Genomic DNA, 22454 nt, shown 5'->3' on the forward strand with positions numbered 1-22454 from the left:
TGTGCTTTAATTCCAACATTCTCTCATTTAAAGTGGATGTTTGAATGGTTTATCCGAAACACTACCTTTGATTTTATGTCTCTTCAGATGTACGGAGTTTTTTCAGAAATCAAATACTAGTCCTATATGAATCTGGTTTGATTTCCGAATTTACTAATGTAGTCAGGGAGTGGGGAGTAGGAAATAAGCCTTTTGTGGGTGTACTGATTTCTGAAAAAAACTCAGTACAGTTTCTATTCCCTGTTCCCTACCTTCACAAGTAAGTTCAGAAATCAAATCGGACTGCTATTGGTCATTTCTGATAAATATAGCGGTAGTCAGACATGTTATACCGATTTGAAAACTTGAACGCCAAGCATAGTAAGACTTTTCTTCCTGCCTGGTTGGTGAGCGAACTTGTACTGAGCGCAGTCGAAGTAGCCGAACCACTGCCTTTTGCCTCCTGCCTTCTGCTATATTATTTTTCTAAAAAGTTGGTGATTTTAAAATTTGATGTTCCTTCCCAGCAATGATTTAAACAAGCATTTACCTGAGCATCTGCTGTATCAGTAGATTCTTTAGAAGCATTTAACTGTACGGCTGTCACAATATACTCAAAAATAATTACAAATTGTTTTTGCGTTGAAATTCTCTCAACCACAATTGTTTCACCCACTTTGGGAATTTGCGGCAAATTCACGACAAAGGTTTCAATTTTTGGTTTGTCTAGGGGATTTTTGAAATTAAAGTATTTACAGTAAACAAGAACTTTCACGATAGTTAATGGTTATTGGTGACGTTTTATCCTGCTTGCTGATTGGTTATTTACCTCGCCATAGCCTTTGTAATAAATTAACACCTTTTACTAAGATTTCTTCTAACCACAGCATAGTGCGATCGAGCCATTTTAAAATTTTCTCTAGTAAGTGCTGCTCATACTCTACGGAATTAGCTTTAACTTCTATCCAGTCTGGCTGAATTTCGACTTGATGATTGTAGTTTTGATTGGGGATTATTTCTCCTGCATCACTTTCATTTGTCGGGATATTAGCTAGTTTTTCTGATACTTTTTTATTAGTGCGGTCAAGTTTTGTTTGTGTAACTGACAAGCTAGAGTTAAGTGGCGGCGTGTTGTTTTTGTCATACACTAATTCTGAATTACCAAATAAATCCCCCCACTTTAACCAAGGTTCTGCGGCTGTGTTTTGATTGGTTAGCTTACGTTTTCTAGACCGAGTTTGATATCTTTTTGCAGGTAAAGACTGTCTATGAGACTTAGCAGTATCAAGTTTTTTCTCTTTGCCTACACCAAAAAAATAATTGATTGCAGCTTCAATTAAAGCTTGAAAATTCAGGGGTTGTGTTTCCAAGCTATCAGATGAAACGGTAACATTTCCTGGTACAGCAAACTCATCTTGACCGTAGAGAAATATATTGAATTTTGTGCGAGTAACTTGGATAAGCTCTTGACTATTTTGTTGTAATGGTACTAAGGTGTTTGTTTCTAATTTAGCTATCACTTTATCCAGCAATTCCATGATTTTGCCAGTATTGAGAATTTCAGGTGATATACCTGCTGTCAATTCAGGAATTTTGCTAGGATTTTCACCCGTTAGTTTGGCTAAGAGACGATGAATTTCTGGTATTAAATCTGTCTGTGCTTCTGGTAATGCTAATTGTTGATAATGCCAGTAACGCGCAACTTCACTAATAATTTTGTCTAAGATTTTTGTTTGTTGTTGCGGTGTTAAAATATCGAGAATTTCATTATTTGTAGTCACCAGTACTAAGTTGCGCTGTTCCAGCGTTGTCGCAATTCCCTGGACTTTGGGTAAATAACGCTGAAGCACATCTTTTTGCTGAGATGGGGTGAGATGGCTAGAGGAATTGTCTGAAATCGTTAAGGATTGGGTGAGGGCAAGGTTATTTGTTTTACTATGTGGAAACAGTTTTCGCCACCAAGCGCCTATGATGTGAAAACTTGGTGATGTGTTGACAGATGTTTCCTCGGATGGAAGCTTTTGGACTGCTTCTAAGACAACCTGAATAGGCGTATCCGCAGTTGGGGGAGTTTCGTGGCGATCGCGATCATTTGGTGCTAACTTGAGCCTAGATTGTGGTTCTCTGCTATACAGCGTTTTCACCTTTGACTCGGCTGACTGCAATACTACATACAACGGGTAAAGTAATGCTTCTACACCCCACTTAGTTGCTACTTGCACTTGTCTGAAGGTTTGTTCCCATCGTTGTGTCAACCGCCGAGATTGCTGGTGGACAAAGTTAAAGAGTCTGCTTTGATAACGCCCAGAAGAACCAGATGACATGATAGTAATTTATGAGTTCAAGTTTTGTTTAGTTGTGAGACTCCCACGCAAAAATAGATAACGACCAACAGTAAATCGTTGTAAGTGCCATCATCTTAGCGAAAATATGACCCCTCCTGTATCTCAATCACAGACAAATTTAATCTCAGAGACTATTGAGCAATTACGCTCTTTTTGTCAAGTTAATCTTCAGTCTACTTGGCTATACCAAGAATGTGACTGGAGTATTACGGATGTTGTTACATCTAATTTGTCTGATTGGCAACCTGTAGAGTTAAATGCTAAAGGACATATTGCTTGGAAAGGCGGGAAACAAGTTTTATGGCTGGTACAGAAACTTGTTGTTCCCCAAGATTTACAGGGTTATCCTTTGGCGGGGTTATCTTTGCGCTTGGCTTTGATTTGGTGGGCGGATGCGGTGGAGGTTTATGTTAATGGAGAATTAGTCCAAGCTGGAGATTTGTTTGATTTTTCCCCCAGAGTATTGCTGAGTCAAAGTGTGTCTGCTGGGGATGAGTTTATTGTAGCTTTGCGCTTGGTCAGTCCGGGACATGATCAAGGGGCTTTGATGCGATCGCACCTAATCTACGAGTCGACAGATTATCATTATCCTGACCCCGGTTTTGTCGCTGATGAGTTGGCGGTGATGCAGTTATATTTGGAAAGGTTTGCGCCGGAACGGTTGGATGGTTTGGCGGTGGAGATAGATAAGATAACGAACCGCCAAGGCGCAGAGGACGCGGAGAAAGAGAGGGAAGAGTGGGACAAATATATTTTGTTTTTACGCCAAAAGTTATTTGAATTTAAAATCCACAATCTCAAATCTAAAATTTTTCTACTTGGTCACGCTCATTTAGATTTAGCATGGCTGTGGCCTGTCAGCGAAACTTGGAACGCCACCCAAAATACTTTTGAGTCGGTGCTGAAATTACAAAAAGATTTTCCTGAATTAATCTTTTGTCATTCCACACCCGCCCTTTATGCTTGGGTGGAAGAACATCGCCCAGATTTATTTGCAGCCATTCAAGAAGCTGTGGCGGTTGGAAAGTGGGAAATTCTGGGGGCGACTTGGGTGGAACCAGAATTAAATTTGATTAGTGGTGAATCGATAGTCCGTCAGTTATTGTATGGTCAGCGTTATTTTCAAGAGAAATTTGGTAAGATTTCGCCGATAGTTTGGGTTCCTGATACCTTTGGTTTTTGTGCAACTTTACCGCAGTTTTTTGCTAATGCAGGTGTGGAATATTTTGTCACCCAAAAATTGCGGTGGAATGATACTACTAAATTTGATTATGGGGCTTTTTGGTGGCGATCACCTGACGGTAGTCAAGTATTTAGTTTGATGTCTGCACCCATCGGCGAAGGTATTGACCCTGTTAAAATGGCAGCCTATACCCTGGAATGGCAAGACCAAACCAATTTAAATCAGTCACTCTGGCTTCCTGGTGTGGGCGACCACGGCGGCGGCCCTACCCGTGATATGTTGGAAATTGCCCAACGCTGGCAAAATTCCCCGGTATTTCCAGAATTAGAATTTACAACCGCCGAAAAGTATTTACAAGAAATTAGTCAAGCAGACTTCCCTACCTGGGATGACGAACTTTATCTAGAATTTCATCGCGGCTGTTATACTACTCACGCTGATCAAAAGCGGTGGAATAGACAAAGTGAAAATTTACTTTATCAAGCTGAACTGTTTGCAACTTTAGCAAGTATTACCTGTGGCGCAACATATCCCAAAGCAGAGATAGAAGCAGCTTGGAAGCAAGTTTTATTTAACCAATTTCACGATATTTTACCTGGTTCTTCCATTACCCAAGTTTATACCGATGCTTTACCAGAGTGGCAGCAAGTTGAACAAGTGGGGACAAGAATATTAGCAGAGTCGATGCAGGCGATCGCATCTCACTTTACTTTACCAGAACCACCAGAACCAAACAGTTTACCAATATTTGTATTTAATTCCCTTAACTGGCAACGTTCTGAGGTAGTTGCAGTTACTTTACCCCCAATTCACCCAGAATGGCAAATCTACGATGTCGCCGGAAATCAACTGATCTCGCAATTTACTCAACCAGCAACATTACTATTTTTAGCTACTGATATCCCACCCGTTGGTTATCGTTTATTTTGGCTGGTTCCCACATCCCAAATTCCTAGCAACTCATCATCTCTTATCCCTGAGTTTGTCCTCGAAAATCAATTCTTGCGGGTATATATTGACCCAGACACAGGTGATTTAGCCAGCGTTTTTGATAAAATTTATCAGCGCGAAGTCTTAAATGGTGCGGGAAATCAATTACAAGCCTTTAAAGATAGCGGTCAATATTGGGATGCTTGGAATATTGACCCCAATTATGCAGAACATCCCTTACCAGCCACCAGTCTCAAATCAGTTCAGATATTAGAACAAGGGCCAATACAACATCGCTTGCGTGTAGTGCGTCAATTAGGCGAATCAGAATTTTGTCAAGATTATATTTTACAAGCAGGTTCACCCATCTTAAAAATTGCCACCACAGTTAATTGGCACGAAAATCAAGTCTTCGTTAAAGCTGCATTTCCTTTAAATCTTGAAGCAGACTTCGCCACCTATGAAATACCTTGCGGTGTAATTCGTCGCCCCACCAAGCCCCAAACCCCCGCAGAAAAAGCCAAATGGGAAGTCCCCGCCTTGCGTTGGGCTGATTTAACCGGAGAATCAGAACTCGGTATTTACGGTGTTAGTTTGCTAAATGATTGTAAATATGGCTACGATGCCCAAGCAAATCAACTACGCCTATCTTTATTACGCAGCCCCAACTGGCCAGATCCAGAAGCCGATAGAGGCTTTCACCAATTTACCTACGCCCTGTATCCTCACGCAGGTACTTGGGAATCAGCCCAGACAGTACAACGCGGCTATGAACTCAACATTCCCCTACAAGTCTTCTGTACTCAGCACTCACACTTCGACTACTTCGACTACGCTCAGTATAAGTCCGCTCAGTGTACAGCACTTCCAACTCCCGACCGAATCAGTTTCTTAAATCTAACTTCTCAAAATTTAATCTTAATGGCCTTAAAACCAACAGAAGACAACCCCCAGGAGTTGATTTTGCGATGTTACGAATCCCAAGGAGAAATAGCTGAGTTGTATTTACAGAGTGATTTAGGGCTAAGTCTGGGAGAGACAGTGGATTTATTAGAACGCTCCCAAGATATCACTGAATTTTCTGGCAATCAGCAGTTTCTTATAATACAGCCTTGGAAAATTACCACCGTCAAAGTTATACAACAGCCAGAGTAACTTTTTAGATAGGAGAAGCAGATAGCTAGATAGCCTTCTGCCCCCGGTTGGTGAGCGACTTGCCCTGAGCGTTCGCGCAGCGTCTCCGTCAGGAGAAGCCGAAAGGAGCCAAACCACTGCCTCCTGCCTCTGGTTGGTGAGCGAAGCCGAACCACTACCTCCTGCCCCCGGTTGGTGAGCGTAGCCGAACCACTGCCTTCTAATCTTCGTGGTCATCAAAAGGATCTGCTAACTCCTTGCTTGGAGGGCCAAACGAGGTATAAATTCCATACGCAGTAACGGCTACAAGTATCGCGCCTACAGAAATGCTAAGAACTATTGCGGGTTCCATAAAATATAGATTGATTATGAGTGCTATTCTTATAGAATATTACAGAAGATTAAAAAAAGCTTTGGCAACTAATCTTAGGTGAACTATGGCACAACGGACTAGGTTGGGAGATATCCTGAGACCTTTAAATTCTGAGTATGGTAAAGTGGCTCCCGGCTGGGGAACTACCCCTGTAATGGCTGTATTTATGGGGCTGTTTTTCGTGTTTTTGCTGATAATTCTGCAACTTTACAATAAATCCATCGCAATTCAGGATGTGTTGGTTGATTGGCGCAGCTTAGGCGGCTAATTTAACATCGCAATCAAGCTTGCGTATTCAGCGAACTTACACCCGGCTCGTCCGGGTTTTTTTGTAAGTTATAAACTTGAAAGGTGAGTCTGAAACAAGTCACCATAGTAATTGATGGGGAAAGTTTTGATTTTAACTTCCCACTTTCCTAATTTTGTCTGTCTGTATACTTATAGGTAGGAGCGATCGCGTGAATATATTTGGTATCGGTCTGCCAGAAATGGCTTTAATTATGATAGTGGCACTGTTAATCTTTGGCCCCAAAAAACTCCCAGAAATCGGCCGCAGCTTGGGGAAAGCAATTCGCGGTTTCCAAGATGCTTCTAATGAATTTCAAAACGAATTTAAACGCGAAGCCGAACAAATTGAACAAGCTGTGAAAACCACTGCTGAAATCGAACCCAAACAAATCGAACCTGCTCAACCACAGCATGATACTGCTAATTAGAGTGCTGTACACTGAGCGAAGTCGAAGTGTGAGTGCTGAGTGCTGAGTAAAAAACTAGTACAGGTCGGCGTAAATAAACAGACCATAAGAAATTTCTAAAAGGCTTGTGGTACATTCATTATTTCTTTTTACTTTTGCCTTTTTACTTTTGCCTTCTTGTACTATTCCCTAACCTCTAATCCCTTAACATAGTTCTGCGAATCGATTGATTGTAAGTGAAATGACAGAAGCTGTAACACCACCAGCTTTGGTAATTCCTCAACTGATTGTGGGGTTGGGGAACCCAGAGCCGAAATATGAACAAACACGCCATAATATTGGCTTCGCTGCTGTTGATGCGCTCGCTCGTGCTTGGCAAATTTCCTTAGCGGAAAATCGCAAGTTTCAAGGGGAGTATGGCGAAGGTATAGCATTTGCTGGAAGTAAAATCCGCTTGCTGAAGCCATTAACTTACATGAATCGCTCAGGACAATCAATCCAAGCCGTTACAAGTTGGTATAAATTACCAGCAGAGTCTGTATTAATCATTTATGATGATATGGATTTACCCCTTGGAAAAACCCGCTTACGTCTTTCTGGTTCTGCGGGTGGGCATAATGGAATGAAGAGTGCGATCGCTCATCTTAGCACCCAAAACTTTCCACGTTTACGCATCGGTATCGGCAAGCCAAAAGATGCAGCTAACAGCGATAACTCCGAAACAGTCTCTCACGTACTAGGAAAATTTTCTGCCACCGAAACTAAATTGATGTCTGCTGTACTTGGATTTGTTGTCGAGTGCGTAGAAATGAGCCTAAAACAAGGAGTCGAAAAAGCCATGAATCGTTGTAACAGCCGTAACGTGGCTAATAATGAGTAGTCATTTGTCATTCGTTCCATTCCCTTCCTTTTCTCCCTTGTCTACCTTGTCCCCCCTTACACCCCGACTCCCCAACACAAAGCAATATACCCAAGCCCTAGTCAGGCATGGGTAAATCTTGCTAAATCTCATCTGAGTACTCTGGCAAAGTGCTGTTGCTAACTGAGAATGACTTCTTTAAGCAAAGCCAGTACCAAACCATACATGTTTATTTAAAACGGCGCTTGCGTCTGGCTGCTACAGCTTTACGTTTGCGCTTTTCTAATGGTGTTTCAAAGTGCCGATGATATTTTACGTCGGCAAGTATACCAGCCTTGGATACTTGACGCTTAAACCGACGTAATGCTGAATCTATTCCTTCGTTTTCGCCTAGAACCACTTGGGTCATTCTGTTTCCTCGTTATGGATAATTCCCATTGTAATAGTAGCCTCCGACTTAGCCAAACACCGCCAGCTTGCCTTCAAACATACTAGTTTTGGCAAGCGCACTGCGTACAGCAGGAAAAATACTATTTATAATCACAAATTAGTATTATATGACTTAGTAACAAAAGTTAGTGATTGATGTAGAGTCCAACTAGAGGTTTTGTAGCGCAAATGTCATCATTAATACTGCTTAAAAGTTAATTCTGCCCTGATTTAATAATTTATATCCGGTGGCTAATGCTGTAAACGCCACACAAAAACTCCATAAACTAGTCGGTCTTAAAATAACTCCACCACTTAAAAATACTAGCACGATTCCCAGCCCTAGTAATACCCAACCAAAACTACCAGTTTGTCTAGGAAAGAAAACTAGTGAAAATATGCCAGCCATGATTGCGAGAACTGAACCAGTAGCAGGCGCACTCCGATAGAAAAATGAATAGTATCCGCTAACAAATATGATGTTTTGACCAAAGAAATATAATCCTACAAATAATAAAATTAAGCCTATCAATTTGATAAAAAGCCTACCCATAATTATTGGATTTGCCTAAGCTAAATCTAAAGTTAGTGTGGCTTTATTATATTTGACATATTAATAAAAAACTATAGATTCATGTAAAAATTTATCTAAAATTCATGTATAATCCAGCAAATATACGTAGAATATCATCTTAGACTTTACAATAAACCCCTCAGATTTCCAGTCAGGAACCATACAAACAAAGCCTGGGAAAGTAGTCCAATTATTGATATATTCTTCCTTATCTCCCTTATCCCCCACTCCCTACACAGATAATTTCAAAAATCCAAGCAGATAACTACTCAGCATTTGCAACAATAGACAAAGCCAATTGATAAACTTCGCGGCGGGAAAGTGAGGTAAATTTGGCTAATTGACGGCTGGCTTGAGAACGGGAGATTCCTTGACTAATTAACTGCTGTAATTCTGCTTTGAGTTGTGTCTCATTTAATAAAAGCTGAGTGGCTGGTGTTCCTGCAACAAGTAAAGTGTATTCACCTTGGGGTTCTCGTTGTTGATAATGAGCGATCGCATCGGCAATTGTCCCGCGCCAAAATTCTTCGTACAATTTAGTTAATTCTCGCGCCAGCACAATTTGGCGTTCGTCTCCAAAAACTTCTGCTAAGTCTTGCAAAGTATCTGTTAAACGATGGGGCGATTCGTAGAAAATTAAGGTGCGAGATTCTGTCTGCAAGGTTTCTAAATATTCCCGTCGTTGTTGGGCTTTCGGTGGTAAAAAACCTTCAAAGGCAAACTTATCTGTCGGTAAACCCGCAGCACTTAAAGCGGTAATGGCTGCACTCGCACCGGGAATTGGTACTACTTTAATTCCTGCGTCAATACAAGCTTTAATTAATTCATAGCCAGGATCAGAAATTCCTGGCATACCTGCATCACTAACTAAGGCGATCGCTTTACCATGATTTAAATGCTCTAAAATCTCCGGGATGCGGCTATTGCGATTATGTTCGTGATAACTGATTTGGGGTGTTTTAACTTGAAAATGTTGGAGTAATTTTCCTGTGTGGCGTGTGTCTTCCGCCGCAATTAAATCCACAGTCTGTAAAATTCGCACCGCCCGAAAGGTAATATCTTCTAAGTTGCCAATGGGTGTGCCAACAACGTAAAGTGTTCCTGGTTGGGGTTGGTCATTTGTCATTTGTTATTCGTCATTTGTATTAAACAAATATGGTGACTAATCTAAAATCCAAAATCCAAAATTTAAAATCACATCGGGGATTATTTGTCGGTTTAGTCACCTTAGATTTGATTTATCTGGCTGATGCTGCTCCACAAAATAATCAAAAGTTGGTAGCTACTGACTATACTGTAGCAGCAGGCGGCCCGGCTACGAATGCGGCTGTAACTTTTGCCCATTTAGGAAATTATGCAAATATCTTGGGTGTGGTTGGTTCTCACCCCATGACGCAACTCATTTATAGTGACTTAGAAAATTATAAAGTAGCGATCGCCGACCTCGACCCCAACAAACCCACACCACCACCCGTCTCTTCAATTATTGTCACCCAAGCCACAGGTGAACGGGCAATCATTTCGATTAATGCTGTAAAGACTCAAGCCAGCAACACATCTATCCCAGATAATATTTTGGCAGATATCAATATTGTATTAATTGATGGACACCAGATAGAAGTAGGAAAAGCGATCGCGCAAACTGCAAAAGCTCATCATATCCCAGTAGTCATTGATGGTGGTAGCTGGAAATCTGGCTTTGAGAAAATCTTACCCTTTGTCGATTATGCCATTTGTTCGGCAAACTTCTATCCTCCTGGCTGTGAGACAGAACAACAGGTTTTTGATTATCTCAGCAGTTTTGGCATTCCCCACATTGCCATTACCCACGGTGATCAACCAATTACATATCTAAGTCAGAATCAAAGTGCTACTATAACCGTACCGCGAATTATCGCAGTTGATACCTTGGGGGCTGGTGATATTTTTCATGGCGCTTTCTGCCACTATATATTAAGTGAAAATTTCCCCGATGCTTTAGCACAAGCCGCATCTATCGCCGCTAATTCCTGTAAATTTTTTGGCACACGTCGCTGGATGGAAGTGAAAAAATGACAGATTTAGAAGATATATTAGCGATCACTCGTGATGTAGGCTGGAAAGCAGCAGATATTCTCCACTCTTATTATCACGGCACAGTTAAAGACCCTGATTTACAGGTGCAGTACAAACAAAGCGAACCTGTGACAATTGCAGATGTTACCGTTAGTCAATATATTGTGCAGAGATTACAAGACGCTTTTGGTGATCAAGATTTTGCTTACATTAGCGAAGAAACCTATAAATCACAACTCCAGCTACAAAACTCTCAGTTAGTATGGCTAATTGATCCTTTAGATGGCACAAGAGATTTTATCGATAAAACTGGAGATTATGCCATTCACATTGCGTTAATTCAAGAACATCGTCCGATTTTATCTGTTGTCGCTGTACCAGAAGCCGAAACTATTTACTACGCCACTAAAGACGGTGGAACCTTTAAAGAAACTCCCAACGCCACTGTAGCTATAAAACTTTCACCAACAAAACCCGTGGAAGATTTAACCTTAGTTGTCAGTCGTTCTCATCGCAATGAAAGACTAGAGTATTTATTACAAAATTTGCCTTGTCAAAATCAAAAAGCTGTCGGCAGTGTGGGTTGTAAAATTGCTACCATTCTCGAACAAAATGCAGACATCTATATTTCTCTTTCTGGTAAATCTGCGCCTAAAGATTGGGATATTGCCGCACCAGAGCTAATTCTAACTGAAGCAGGCGGTAACTTTACTCACTTTGATGGCAGTCTTTTACAATATCACACTGGCGATATTAATCAATGGGGAGGCTTACTTGCCAGTAATAGTAACTCTCACCAACTTTTGTGTCAGGAAGCTCAAAGGATATTATCTGAGTTCGACGGTATTAAGAAAGTGTAGAACTATATATGTATATAGCTAAAGTTAGTTTGTCTGAATTAACAGTATAATTTATAATTATGTTTAATAGTTAATCTAATTAATGTCTATAAACATAATTTTCAGGCATTTTTTAGGTACAAATACCCAAAAATTATTCTGTAACTATTACAGAATACAAAGTTTTTTGAATACTTGATAACTTTGATTATTGGGAGCTTGTGCTATACTTTGGCATATAAGGATTATTTTCGGTTGAGTAACTCGTTTTGATTTTTAAAAAGCGTCTCTCCGAATTTAACTCTCTACACTCCCTGAATTCGGAGACATTATATGTCAATTTACATCGGAAACCTTTCCTATCAAGTCACTGAGGAAGACTTGAGACTAGCATTTAGCGAATACGGAAAAGTAAGTCGCGTTCAGTTACCAACTGACCGTGAAACTGGCCGTCCTCGCGGTTTTGCCTTTGTGGAAATGGAAAGTGAATCACAAGAAACCGCAGCCATTGAAGCACTAGATGGTGCTGAATGGATGGGTCGTGACCTGAGAGTTAACAAAGCTAAACCTCGTGAAGAAAGAAGTCCTTCCCGTGGTGGTGGCGGTGGTGGCTGGGGTAACAACCGCGGCGGTGGCGGCGGTCGTGGTGGTCGCTACTAAACTTTTGAAATAAAAATTTAGCATCTAGAGTCTCCAGCAGATAAAGCCAAAGGCTCAATTCTGCTGGAGTATTTTATTTTTTCTCTAGATTTTGCTATTCATCCAAATAAGGAGGATTGAGAATGACGCAAGTAGTCTTGGGGGAGAATGAGGGTATTGATTCAGCTTTGCGAAGATTTAAACGGGAAGTTTCTAAAGCTGGAATTTTCCAAGACATGAGAAAGAAGCGTCACTTTGAGACACCGCTAGAAAAACAAAAGCGGAAAGCAGTTGCAAGACACAAACAAAATCGCAGCAACGGCGCACGGCGCTTCAAGTAACATAGCTAAAAATATTAGTATGGTTGGGGCATCAGCCATTAGGTTTGCTATTACTATTTAAACCTAAAATCCCCACCCTTAAAGGGTGGGGAGCATGTCAAATTGGTAAAGCTTTAACTTGTAGTAAATCGAGTTCGCTCTCAAAAATTTCATCAATAGGTAACATCTGACCATCGGTAGTCATAAATTTGTGGTCTTTGGTGGCGCGAATTACAGAACCATCTTCTAAAGTATACTCGAATAATTCTTGTTGTCCTCGATTATGCCATTGGGCGATCGCTTGCGTATAGACATGACCGTGGCTATCAACGCTAAACACGCTACATTCCAATTGTTTTTCCACAATTTCGCCGATAGGGACAAAGCCATATTCCACTGTTAACACTTCTGTGTCATAGCTGAGGCAATATTCAGCGAACTTCAGCATATCATCAAATAGCTTTTCGGCTACTTGCTTTTTCACACCGTTTTTTGTCGAACCATCAATAAATTTTTCCTGCTGCTTCTGCATTTCGGAAACTTTCTTCTTACCCATCGCGCGACGCAGCAAGTCGGCTTGTCCTAAAGAATAACCAGCCATATCTTGAGCAATTTTCATGATTTGCTCTTGATAAACCATAATGCCGTAGGTTTCATTTAAAATTGGTTCTAAAATCTGGCTTTCATAGTCAATATTTTCCCGTCCATGTTTGCGGTTAATAAACTTAGGAATTAACCCCGCATCTAAAGGGCCTGGTCTGTATAATGCCAAGATAGAAGAAATATCTTCAATATTAGAAGGCTTCAAATCACGGACTATCTGCTTCATCCCCGATGATTCTAATTGGAATATACCTTCTAATTCTCCAGATTCTAGCAGTTCATAAGTTTTCTGCACATCTTTAGGTAGGGTTTTATGTTCACCCTTGGCTAAAATCTTTTGTGCCTTTCTTTCTTGATTAGTAATTTCATAAGGGTCAACTCTATAACCTTTATGCTGCTCAATTAAATCAATGGTTTTTTGAATCATTGTCAGGTTTCTTAAACCTAAAAAGTCCATTTTTAATAGACCCATTGATTCTAAATCTTCCATGAAATATTGGGTAATTACTGACCCGTCATTATTTTTTTGTAACGGCACAATTTCATCAAGGGGGTCAGCAGAAATTACCACCCCAGCCGCGTGAACACCGAAGGTTTTGTTAGTTCCTTCAATTCGCATCGCCATATCAACCCAATGGCGCACCTTCGGGTCGTTATCATATTTTTCCTTAAATTCTGGTTCGGGAGTGTCATCAGAAATCATCACCTTGAGTTTAGTTGGTTTTCCCCGTACCACAGGAATTAACTTCGCCATTTTGTCAGCTTCCCCATAGGGAATATTCAACACCCTGGCGACATCTTTCAATACAGCTTTAGAAGTTAAGCGGTTAAATGTAATAATTTGAGCAACTCTATCTGTGCCATATTTTTGAGTAACATAATCAATAACTTGATCCCGTTGTTCAATACAAAAATCGGTATCAATATCAGGCATTGATTTCCGTTCTGGATTCAAGAAACGCTCAAATAGTAAGCCATGATGTACGGGGTCAATGTTAGTAATACCCATTGTGTAGGCTACTAAAGACCCCGCCGCCGATCCCCTACCTGGGCCAACTGGAATATTATTATCTCTCGCAAATTTGATATAGTCCCACACAACTAAAAAGTATGTAGAAAAACCCATTTGCTGGAGCATTTTCAGTTCATATTCCAATCTTTCTTTATAGACTGGCTCAACTTCCGCGCGGGTTTTTCGGTTTAATCTATCTAGTAAGCCTTGCCAAGCAACTTCTTCAACATAAGTATCAGCAGTGTGACCAGAAGGAATTGGGTAGTTGGGGATGCGAGGCTCACCCATAATATTATAAGGTTCGACTTTCTCGGCGACTTCTTCTGTAGTAGCTATTGCTTCCTCAATTACATCTTCGGGTAAATGGTCGCGGAATAGCATTCTCATTTCATCAGCAGATTTGAGATATTCTGTGCCGCTATAACGCATCCGGTTATCTTCAATAATTAGTTTACCGGTTTGAATACAAAGTAAAGCATCGTGGGCTTCGACATCAAAACAAGAAATAAAATGGGAGTCGTTCGTTGCGACAAATTTGATGTTTAATTCCCGCGCAATTTTGATAATTTCGACGTTAACAATGCGGTCTTCTGGGGAGCCGTGGTCTTGAATTTCTAAATAAAAATCATCACCAAATACATCTTTATACCATTGGGCAACTTTACGGGCTGCATCTGGTCTATTACTGAGAATTGCTTGGGGAATTTCGCCACCTAAACATGCGCTAGTGACAATCAAACCTTCGTGATATTGTTTGAGTAAATCTTTATTAATACAGGGGCGAGAAAAAATACCTTTACCTTGTACACCTTTGAGGTGAGAAATTGTAGTTAATTTAACTAAATGTTTATATCCTTGATTATTTTTGGCTAAAACAACTTGATGATATTTGGGACGACGTTCTTGTTTTTCAATGTCGCCGTTAATGATATACATTTCGTTGCCAATAATTGGCTTAACATTTTTGCTGCGGCAAATTTTCAGCAATTCCACAGCACCATACATCACACCATGATCTGTAACTGCGATCGCCTTTATCCCCAATTCTATGGCACGGTCAATTAAATCAGGTAACTGACTCGCCCCATCCAGCAAACTATAGTCACTATGAATATGTAAAGGTACGAAAGACATAATATTTATTAATAGTCAATGGTCAATAGTCATTTGTCATTGGTCATTTGTTATTCTCCCTTGCTCCCTGCCCCCTGCCCCCTGCCTCTTTTCTACTCCCTAGATTGATTAGATTATCCTGTTTAAGTAAATTCCACTTCCGCAGTTGTTGTTGTAATAGTTACTTTTGTTCCGTTATTTAGCTGTACCAATGAGTCAAACAGAGAGTCAAAATCCGCCCGATAATGCTTCCCGTCCTTGGTGGCGGCGTATTCCTCTGACGTTACAAATTGTAATAGCCTTAGTGCTGGCTGTGATTGTGGGAATTGCTTTGGGTGCGGGAAGCCCTAGCCCTAGCAATGCAGCTTTAATCACTAATTTGGCAATTCCGGCAGAACTGGTACTCAAGGCACTCCGCGCTTTAGCTACGCCACTGATTTTGGTAGCAGTGCTGCATACTTTTATGACGGCGACTATTCCTGGTACCGCCGGACGACGGTTAGCGTTATTACTGTTTACTAATACCACTGTAGCGATTTTAGTTGGGTTGTTTGTGGCTAATGTCCTGCGTCCAGGAACTTGGGGAAGTTTACCCAAGCCAGCAACAACAATAGAAGCTGCAAATCTTGATCCTTGGGGGTTACTCAAAGACGCTGTACCCGAAGCCGTGCTTGCGCCATTAGTGAGTAATAATGTAATTCAGTTAATTGTGGTTGCCCTGTGTTTTGGGATTGTGCTGCGGGGTTTAAAATCAGAACAAATCGCCCAAGGTAAAACCGGATTTCAACCCATTGAAGATGTGATTGGAATTTTGTTTGAGGCGGTAATTCGCATCCTCAATTGGGTAATTGCCTTAGTTCCCTTTGCTGTGTTTGGTATTGTGGCTAAAACCGTGGCAGAAAAAGGTTTTGCCCCATTTGTTTCTTTAGCAGCTTTTATTGTGGCGGTGTTGGTCGCCTTGGTGTTGCAAGCTTGCTACTATCTCACCAGGGTTAAGTTTAATTCTTGGGTAAACCCGTGGCGATTTTTGGTTGGTGGTTCGGATGCTTTTATCACGGCGTTCTCGACTTCTTCTTCTACTGTAACAATGCCCATTACTTGGGAGGTTTTGCAAACTAAAGTTGGTTTAAGGGAATCATCGGCATCTTTAGGGGCGCTTGTCGGGGCAAACTTTAATAATGATGGGACTGCCCTTTATGAAGCGATGTCTGCATTGTATATTTCCCAAGTTATTGGACAGCATTTAAATTTGGGACAGCAGTTAATTGTAGTGCTGACATCGATTTTTGCATCGGTGGGGGCTGCTGGTATTCCCAATGCGGGGTTAGTAACAATGACGTTGGTATTTACTTCCGTGCGCTTGCCAACAGAGTATATCGCGTTGTTGGTGACAGTTGACTGGTTTTTAGACCGTTGTCGCACAGCGATTAATGTGATGGGCGATATGACGGTGAGTGCGGTGTTGGATGGGAAAAAGCCACGTTATGAGGAGGAGGAGTAATTTTCTAAGGAAGTTCGACAAATAGGCAGAACCTCTCTCCTTTTAATATAGTAGATGCCGCTTTTAAAGAAGAAATTGATAATTTTGACTTAAATTCTGATGAATAAAGCCGTTTGTCAAACTTGATAGACGGCTTTATTTGTGCGATCGCCAAAACTAAATACTTCTCAGTATAACTATGAATTAAATTTGTAAATTTAAAAACAAATGCGCGAAAATTCTGATGCTTAAGTGTGGGAAAATCTCACATGGTGGATTGAGTCGCATCACCAACTCAATCTATGGATTTTCTAGCACAAATACTTTATCTGCTGCGGTTAGTAATAGAACTAATTTATCAAATACAACATCTGTTTTATTTACTAGGAAATCTCTTTCGACCAAGAACACCGATCGGTTTTCGGGTTCCAAAGCAACCGCAGCAACAGTCAAGGGGAAAACAAAATTACTCTCGCTCATATCTCAATGACCCCAAAAACAGAGAATTACAACACAAATTAATACAGATGCTTCGTGGCGACACAGCAACAGCCAAGCGGTTACTCAAACGTCAGAGACAATTGCATCAAGGACAGTCTGACAATTGGTATCTCGAAAAAGTGATTTATGACTTGGAACGTGACAGACGTTGCTGACGCTCATACAATCAATGGGAGTGGCGACTGACACATCCAAAGTCACATATTTAGGCTACTTAACTCAGCCCGAATAACTTTGCGCCTTGATAAAATAGGGTACTCACGACCCAGGCTAATCCTAACCCGTAAGCAAGCGTTAATAAGGTAAACTTAATACTTTTAGACTCACTCTTAATAGTCGCCACCGTTGCTAAACAAGGTGTATACAGCAGACAAAACAACATGAAACTATAAGCTTGAATTGGTGTAATTGTCTGCGCTAAAGTTGCTTGTACAGCGTTAGGATCTGGCAAATGATAAATGCTGGCTAAAGAACCTACTAAAATTTCTTTGGCAATAAAACCAAATAGCAAAGCAATGGTTAATTCTTGGGGAATACCAGCCACTTTTAAGATAGGTGAGAAAAATTCACCAATGCGCGTCGCGTAACTTGTATCTTGTCCTCCTGGTAAATTATTCAACAACCAAATCACTAAAACACTCACTGCTATCCAGCCACCAGCACGCTGCAAAAATGCTTTGACAGCATTCCAGCCTGTCACCATCCCAATTAACAACGGGATGAAAATCATCGAGTTAGCTGTATTGTGCGGTAAATTACTCAACAGCCAAACACCAGCTACCCCGGCTGTAATAAATCCTGTGGCGCGTTGTAAAAAGTGTTTTAATTCACCCCAACCTCTCAGTAATACTTGCTTGATGGTGGGGAAGCGGTAAGGAGGTAGTTCAATGACAAAGGGTTCTTGGTTTTGAAACTGTCCTTTCATCAGTAACCCGGTTAGTAAGGCGACAACAAAGCTAAACAGGTACAGCGAGAACAATACTAACGGCCCCCAAGCACGGTCAAATAAAGCATCAATAATAAAGACAAATACCGTTAACCTTGCGGAACATAAGGCAAAGGGAATAATCAAAATGGTGAGTAAGCGTAAAGCCCGCGATCGCATCACCCTGGTTCCCATAACCGCAGGTATGTTACAGCCAAACCCCATAATTAGCAAGACAAAGCTGCGACCATCTAACCCAAAGTGATACATCAACGCATCCATCATATAGGCGGCTCTGGAGAAGTAACCGCTATCTTCTACAATCGCCATCATGAAGAAAAATGTCACCACCAAGGGAACAAATGATGCGACTGTCGCTAACCCGCCATAAATTCCATCAACTAAAAAACCCCGCCACAGTTCTGGCAAATTAGCCGTCAAGGGAACAATTGCTACCTCCTGCAACCAAGCTGTAATAGCATCAGCCACATCTTGTAATGGCAACCCTACTACCCAGACAAACTCAAACATCAAGTAAATGGACAGAAAAAATAAGGGCAAACCGAAAACTGGATGCAACAATACAGCATCTAACTTTTCTGTTAGGTTTTTCAGTAAGCGTGAGGGCATTTCCACCGTATTTGCTAAAGTCTCTTGAATTTGTGACTCTAGAATTTGGCGGTGGGCTTGAATTTGTTGTTTGAGTTCGGCGGGAGAGATGGGTGGTTGCTGTTGTCCTAATTGCTGACTAATTTGACGTAGCGCCTGAGTATATCCATGACCATACTTAGCACTGACCAAAACTACAGGCATTCCTAGCTTTTGGGCTAGTTTGTGTTCATCGATTTTGATGCCAAAATGCTTGGCTTCATCTGCCATATTGAGAATTACAACAGCAGGCATTCCCAAGGCTTTTACTTGTAAGGGTAAACGAATTTGGCGATCGATTTGTGCCGCATTCAGAATTACCAGCACTAAGTTGACTGGACAAGTAGCAAAGAATTGCTGCACTACCCGTTCATCTTCCGAATAGCCTTCTAAGTCATAAATTCCCGGTAAATCAACCAACTCAACTTTTTGCCCATTTACCTCTACTTCTGCTTTGAATAAATCAACTGTCACACCAGGCCAGTTACCAACAAATGCACCTGCCCCCGTAATTCGATTAAATAAAGTAGATTTGCCAACATTTGGCATTCCTAAAACCGCAATTCTTTGCACCCCAGGTTGAGGTAGTGTGTTAATTCCTGAACCTGAATTATGACAGTGTGCCATTTAGTACCTCGTGGTCAATATTCAACGCATAAAAACGAAAAATCAAGTGTTTTAGTAAGGGTGAAAGAGTGTAGGGGTATAAGGGTGTATGTATCTAAAACCCTTTCTCCTCTACACCGAATCTCTACACACAATCTTTGTTTTCAGACTTCACACTTGCACAAAAATTCCCTCGGCTTCGTGGTTTCGCATTGCCACTTCTGTAGTTAATCCCACACGTAAATGTAGTGGGCCGTTCAACCAAGCTTTGCGGAGGACTTTTACCTGTTGCCCAACTTTGAAACCCATTGCTTCTAGTCGTCGCTCTAATCCAGGCTCATTAGTGCTAATTGCAGCAATGGTGACAGTTTGTCCAGGTTTCACCACTGACAGTTTCATACCTTCATGTCTTCCTTTGTTCAACTACAATACTATATTGTTAATTAACTAAATAATAATTTTAACTTTATTGAGAATAATTATTAATTTAGGGAATTATTGTGGTAAATAATCTAAATTTTTTCTTAAAAGGCTGAATGAGATTTCGTGTTCCTCCGTTAAACCATGAACAAGAATATGCTCAACGCCTACAATATCGACTATATGGACTATAAGTTAATAGCCGGATTTTGCTTGTTTAGATTCATTGCTCTTGCAGGTCTGTTGCTATTACCTATCAATTATTAAGAAGGTCTGAGGAGAGAGTTTTAATTATTGGTCTGCGTCAGACACTCAGAAATCAGTTCTAATAAAGCTTTCAATCTTACAGGCTTGCTTAAATATGCTGTTGCGCCTGCATCTAGGCACCGTTCTTCATCACCGGGCATGGCTAAAGCTGTCATGGCAATAATCGGAATCTCATGAGTTTGGACATCAGCACGGATTTGACGAGTGGCTTCTAATCCGTCTATCTCTGGCATTTGAATATCCATTAAAATCAGGTTGGGCAAATGCTGTTTTGCCATATGTACAGCTTCTCTTCCATTACGAGCCAGAATAACCTGAAAATTTTGTGCTTCCAAGTAGCTCATAGTTGTAGTGATATTGGCTTCATTGTCTTCTGCCAATAAAATTTGAGGTTTTTGTGATGACTCTATAGCGGCAATGACGAAGGCAGTTTGTAAGCTTGGCTGTTGCACATTGGCAAAAATTTGGCTTAATGCCTGATAAAACTTTTGTCGGGAGAGTGGTTTTAAAATATGTTCGGCACATCCTAGTTCCAAACTGCGCGATCGCTGATCCACTACGGAAATTACAATCACTGGTATATGCTTTGTTTGGGAATGCTCTTTTAACTGGGCTAGTACATCCCATCCTGAACAATCAGGAAGTAATATATCTAGCACAATCAAATCGGGTTTGACTCGCAAGGCGACTTGCAATGCGCCTTCTCCCACTGGGTGAATGACGCTGGTTGCTCCCATTTCCGCTAGGTAGTGCTTAATCTGACTAGCAGCTGCACTGGAATCTTCGACGATTAAGGCTTGCTGCATCGGAATATCTTGTAGGGCTGTTTCTGACACCAAAGGTAATTCATCCTGATTTTGGAATGGATGCCAAGGTAATATGAAACTAAAACAACTTCCTTGACCTAGCTGACTGTTAACTTGGATGCTCCCACCGTGCAGATCAACAATGCGCCGTACCAAGGCTAACCCTAGTCCTGTACCTGAGTATTGCCGTGATAAAGAACTGTCTAACTGCACGAATGGCTGAAACAGCTTATTCATATCTGCCGTAGCAATACCAATTCCGGTATCAATCACCCGAAATTCTACGGTTTGTTCTGACCAATTCATTCTTACTTCCAACCTGACTCTACCACCTTCAGGGGTGAATTTCACTGCATTTGCCAGCAAGTTGACCAATACCTGAAGTAAGTGGCGTGCATCTGCTTCTATTTCCGGAACCGCTTCATCAATGTTGCAGGTGAGTTGAATTTGTTTGTGTCGAGCCTGTTGCTTGACAAAATTGAGACTAGATTCACAAAGGGGTTGAATAGAGGTAGAAGCTAGTTTCAGCTCCATTTTGCCTGACTCGATTTTGGAGAGGTCTAAAATATCATTGATCAACTCCAGTAAGTGTTTACCACTCTGTTCTACTATTTGTAAAAACTGGCGTTGTCGATCGCTTAAGCTGCCAAATATTTCATCCAAAAGTAATTCCGACATTCCCAAAATCGAGTTCAAGGGAGTGCGTAACTCATGGCTCATGTTTGCCAAAAATTCATCTTTCAGGCGAGATGCTCTAGCCAATTCTGCATTGGCTAAACTGATGCGCTCATTGCTGCGACGCATCTGTTCTTCGGCACGTTTACGCTCGGTAATATCATTATTGATTTCTAATATTTTGATGGGATTACCCTGGTGATTTCGCTGTAATACCCAGCGACTAGCAACAATTATAGGTGTGCCATCACGCCGCAAATGCACTAGTTCTCCTTCCCAGTAACCTTGATGCAACAATTCTGCCTGTATTTCAACTAAAGGTTTGGGAAATTGAGTTTGCAGCAGTTCATGGGATATCTGCTCATATACCTCAGTTGCACTCCAGCCATACATTACCTCTGCTCCTTTGTTCCAGTAGGTAATCCTGTCATCAATCGAGCGAGTCATAATGGTGTCATGGGCAAGGTCTAATAGTTGTGCCTGTTCTTCTAAAATCTTTTGGGTGCGCTGTCGCTCTAATAGTTCCTGTTGCAATTGGGTGTTAACAGTTTCTAATTCCACAGTCCGCTCGGCAACTCTTCGCTCTAAAGATTCATTAGTCTGTTGTAATAATCCTTCGGCTCGTCGGCGCTCTGCTAATTCATATTGTGCTTGCTGATATAACTCCGCTTGTCGCAGTGCAATACCTAGATGCGTTGCTAGTTCTTGCAGCAAATTAATTTCTAATGGCTGCCACTGGCGTGGTGCTTGACACTGATGCACAATCAACATTCCCCACAACTGGTCATCTTGCAAAATCGGTACAACTAGATTAGCTCGGACTTGTAAATTTGCCAGTAGCTCAACATGGCAAGGATCAATACTGCCATCATGGATATCGGGTTTGACGGTGACATGTCCTTGGCGGAATGGGTTAATATAGCGGTTCCTGCTTGAGTAAAATACACTATGGGATAATGGAGTATATTAACGTCTAAGTAATTGTGAAATGAAACCTTACTCCTGTGATCTGCGTCAGAAAGTAATTAACGCATATAACAATCA

At 41.1% G+C, this 22454-nt stretch carries 20 protein-coding genes and 1 pseudogene; 11 read left to right on the plus strand and 10 right to left on the minus strand.

The features are described 5' to 3' along the window. Positions 1 to 120 (plus strand): annotated as a pseudogene (locus H6G75_RS30440) (IS630 family transposase); the annotation flags it as partial. Positions 121 to 457: 337 nt separating this feature from the next. Here H6G75_RS30440 and H6G75_RS30445 read toward each other — a convergent pair. Next, positions 458 to 754 (minus strand): hypothetical protein, encoded by a 297-nt coding sequence (locus H6G75_RS30445; protein ID WP_190983628.1) that lies wholly within the window; start codon positions 752 to 754, stop codon positions 458 to 460. Between the two features lie 46 nt (positions 755 to 800). After that, positions 801 to 2303: a hypothetical protein gene (locus tag H6G75_RS30450; RefSeq protein ID WP_190983629.1), complete on the minus strand. Its 1503-nt coding sequence runs from the start codon at positions 2301 to 2303 to the stop codon at positions 801 to 803. A 106-nt stretch (positions 2304 to 2409) separates the two neighbouring features. On the opposite strand from H6G75_RS30450, the gene H6G75_RS30455 reads away from it, so the two are divergent. Further along, a complete protein-coding gene (locus H6G75_RS30455) occupies positions 2410 to 5592 on the plus strand; it encodes an alpha-mannosidase (RefSeq protein WP_190983630.1) in 3183 nt (1060 codons plus the stop codon). A gap of 199 nt (positions 5593 to 5791) precedes the next feature. On the opposite strand, the gene psbN is transcribed toward H6G75_RS30455, so the two are convergent. Continuing rightward, a complete protein-coding gene (gene psbN / locus H6G75_RS30460; RefSeq protein ID WP_083468730.1) occupies positions 5792 to 5923 on the minus strand; it encodes a photosystem II reaction center protein PsbN in 132 nt (43 codons plus the stop codon). Positions 5924 to 6008: 85 nt separating this feature from the next. On the opposite strand from psbN, the gene psbH reads away from it, so the two are divergent. The 3 genes from psbH (at position 6009) to pth (ending at position 7519) form a co-directional block, all read left to right on the plus strand. Then, a complete protein-coding gene (psbH, locus tag H6G75_RS30465) occupies positions 6009 to 6212 on the plus strand; it encodes a photosystem II reaction center phosphoprotein PsbH (protein ID WP_062292793.1) in 204 nt (67 codons plus the stop codon). 190 nt (positions 6213 to 6402) lie between these two features. Beyond that, positions 6403 to 6660 carry a TatA/E family twin arginine-targeting protein translocase gene (locus tag H6G75_RS30470; RefSeq protein ID WP_190983641.1) on the plus strand — a complete coding sequence of 86 codons (258 nt, stop codon included), beginning with the start codon at positions 6403 to 6405 and terminating at the stop codon, positions 6658 to 6660. Between the two features lie 220 nt (positions 6661 to 6880). Continuing rightward, a complete protein-coding gene (gene pth / locus H6G75_RS30475; RefSeq protein ID WP_190983631.1) occupies positions 6881 to 7519 on the plus strand; it encodes an aminoacyl-tRNA hydrolase in 639 nt (212 codons plus the stop codon). Positions 7520 to 7727: 208 nt separating this feature from the next. Here pth and rpsU (H6G75_RS30480) read toward each other — a convergent pair whose 3' ends face one another. The 3 genes from rpsU (H6G75_RS30480) to rsmI form a co-directional block, all read right to left on the minus strand. Further along, the gene (gene rpsU / locus H6G75_RS30480) at positions 7728 to 7907 is read right to left on the minus strand and encodes a 30S ribosomal protein S21 (protein WP_008226419.1); all 180 of its coding nucleotides are present in this window, start codon (positions 7905 to 7907) and stop codon (positions 7728 to 7730) included. A 228-nt stretch (positions 7908 to 8135) separates the two neighbouring features. Continuing rightward, positions 8136 to 8480, minus strand: coding sequence for a hypothetical protein (locus H6G75_RS30485; protein ID WP_190983632.1), 345 nt, complete (start codon positions 8478 to 8480; stop codon positions 8136 to 8138). A 286-nt stretch (positions 8481 to 8766) separates the two neighbouring features. Beyond that, positions 8767 to 9627, minus strand: a complete 861-nt coding sequence (rsmI, locus tag H6G75_RS30490) for a 16S rRNA (cytidine(1402)-2'-O)-methyltransferase (RefSeq protein ID WP_190983633.1) — start codon at positions 9625 to 9627, stop codon at positions 8767 to 8769. A gap of 29 nt (positions 9628 to 9656) precedes the next feature. Here rsmI and H6G75_RS30495 point away from each other — a divergent pair, with 29 nt between their 5' ends. From H6G75_RS30495 to rpsU (H6G75_RS30510), 4 genes are all read left to right on the plus strand, one after another. Continuing rightward, complete coding sequence (locus H6G75_RS30495) at positions 9657 to 10556, plus strand: sugar kinase (RefSeq protein WP_190983634.1); 900 nt, start codon at positions 9657 to 9659, stop codon at positions 10554 to 10556. Further along, positions 10553 to 11416 (plus strand): 3'(2'),5'-bisphosphate nucleotidase CysQ, encoded by an 864-nt coding sequence (locus tag H6G75_RS30500; RefSeq protein WP_190983635.1) that lies wholly within the window; start codon positions 10553 to 10555, stop codon positions 11414 to 11416. Before H6G75_RS30495 ends, H6G75_RS30500 begins: the two co-directional genes overlap by 4 nt. A 312-nt stretch (positions 11417 to 11728) precedes the next feature. Beyond that, the gene (locus H6G75_RS30505) at positions 11729 to 12055 is read left to right on the plus strand and encodes an RNA-binding protein (protein ID WP_190983636.1); all 327 of its coding nucleotides are present in this window, start codon (positions 11729 to 11731) and stop codon (positions 12053 to 12055) included. A gap of 122 nt (positions 12056 to 12177) precedes the next feature. Then, positions 12178 to 12375 (plus strand): 30S ribosomal protein S21, encoded by a 198-nt coding sequence (gene rpsU / locus H6G75_RS30510; RefSeq protein ID WP_062292816.1) that lies wholly within the window; start codon positions 12178 to 12180, stop codon positions 12373 to 12375. A 97-nt stretch (positions 12376 to 12472) separates the two neighbouring features. On the opposite strand, the gene H6G75_RS30515 is transcribed toward rpsU (H6G75_RS30510), so the two are convergent. Beyond that, entirely contained in the window at positions 12473 to 15103 is a 2631-nt protein-coding gene (locus H6G75_RS30515) for a DNA polymerase III subunit alpha (RefSeq protein ID WP_190983637.1), read from the minus strand. 190 nt (positions 15104 to 15293) lie between these two features. Here H6G75_RS30515 and H6G75_RS30520 point away from each other — a divergent pair, with 190 nt between their 5' ends. Further along, positions 15294 to 16583: a dicarboxylate/amino acid:cation symporter gene (locus tag H6G75_RS30520; protein ID WP_190983638.1), complete on the plus strand. Its 1290-nt coding sequence runs from the start codon at positions 15294 to 15296 to the stop codon at positions 16581 to 16583. A gap of 281 nt (positions 16584 to 16864) precedes the next feature. After that, a complete protein-coding gene (locus H6G75_RS33320) occupies positions 16865 to 17218 on the plus strand; it encodes a hypothetical protein (protein WP_242051704.1) in 354 nt (117 codons plus the stop codon). Between the two features lie 59 nt (positions 17219 to 17277). Here the strand turns inward: H6G75_RS33320 and H6G75_RS30530 are convergent, their stop codons facing one another. The 3 genes from H6G75_RS30530 to H6G75_RS30540 all read right to left on the minus strand — a co-directional run bounded on the left by H6G75_RS30530 (position 17278) and on the right by H6G75_RS30540 (position 22328). Continuing rightward, complete coding sequence (locus tag H6G75_RS30530; RefSeq protein ID WP_190983639.1) at positions 17278 to 19263, minus strand: ferrous iron transporter B; 1986 nt, start codon at positions 19261 to 19263, stop codon at positions 17278 to 17280. A gap of 150 nt (positions 19264 to 19413) precedes the next feature. Next, entirely contained in the window at positions 19414 to 19641 is a 228-nt protein-coding gene (locus H6G75_RS30535) for a FeoA family protein (RefSeq protein WP_190983640.1), read from the minus strand. A 308-nt stretch (positions 19642 to 19949) separates the two neighbouring features. Beyond that, positions 19950 to 22328, minus strand: a complete 2379-nt coding sequence (locus H6G75_RS30540) for a response regulator (protein WP_313934923.1) — start codon at positions 22326 to 22328, stop codon at positions 19950 to 19952. Positions 22329 to 22454: the final 126 nt, after the last annotated feature.

The sequence above is a fragment of the Nostoc sp. FACHB-280 genome, from assembly GCF_014697615.1.
Lineage (GTDB): Bacteria > Cyanobacteriota > Cyanobacteriia > Cyanobacteriales > Nostocaceae > Nostoc_B.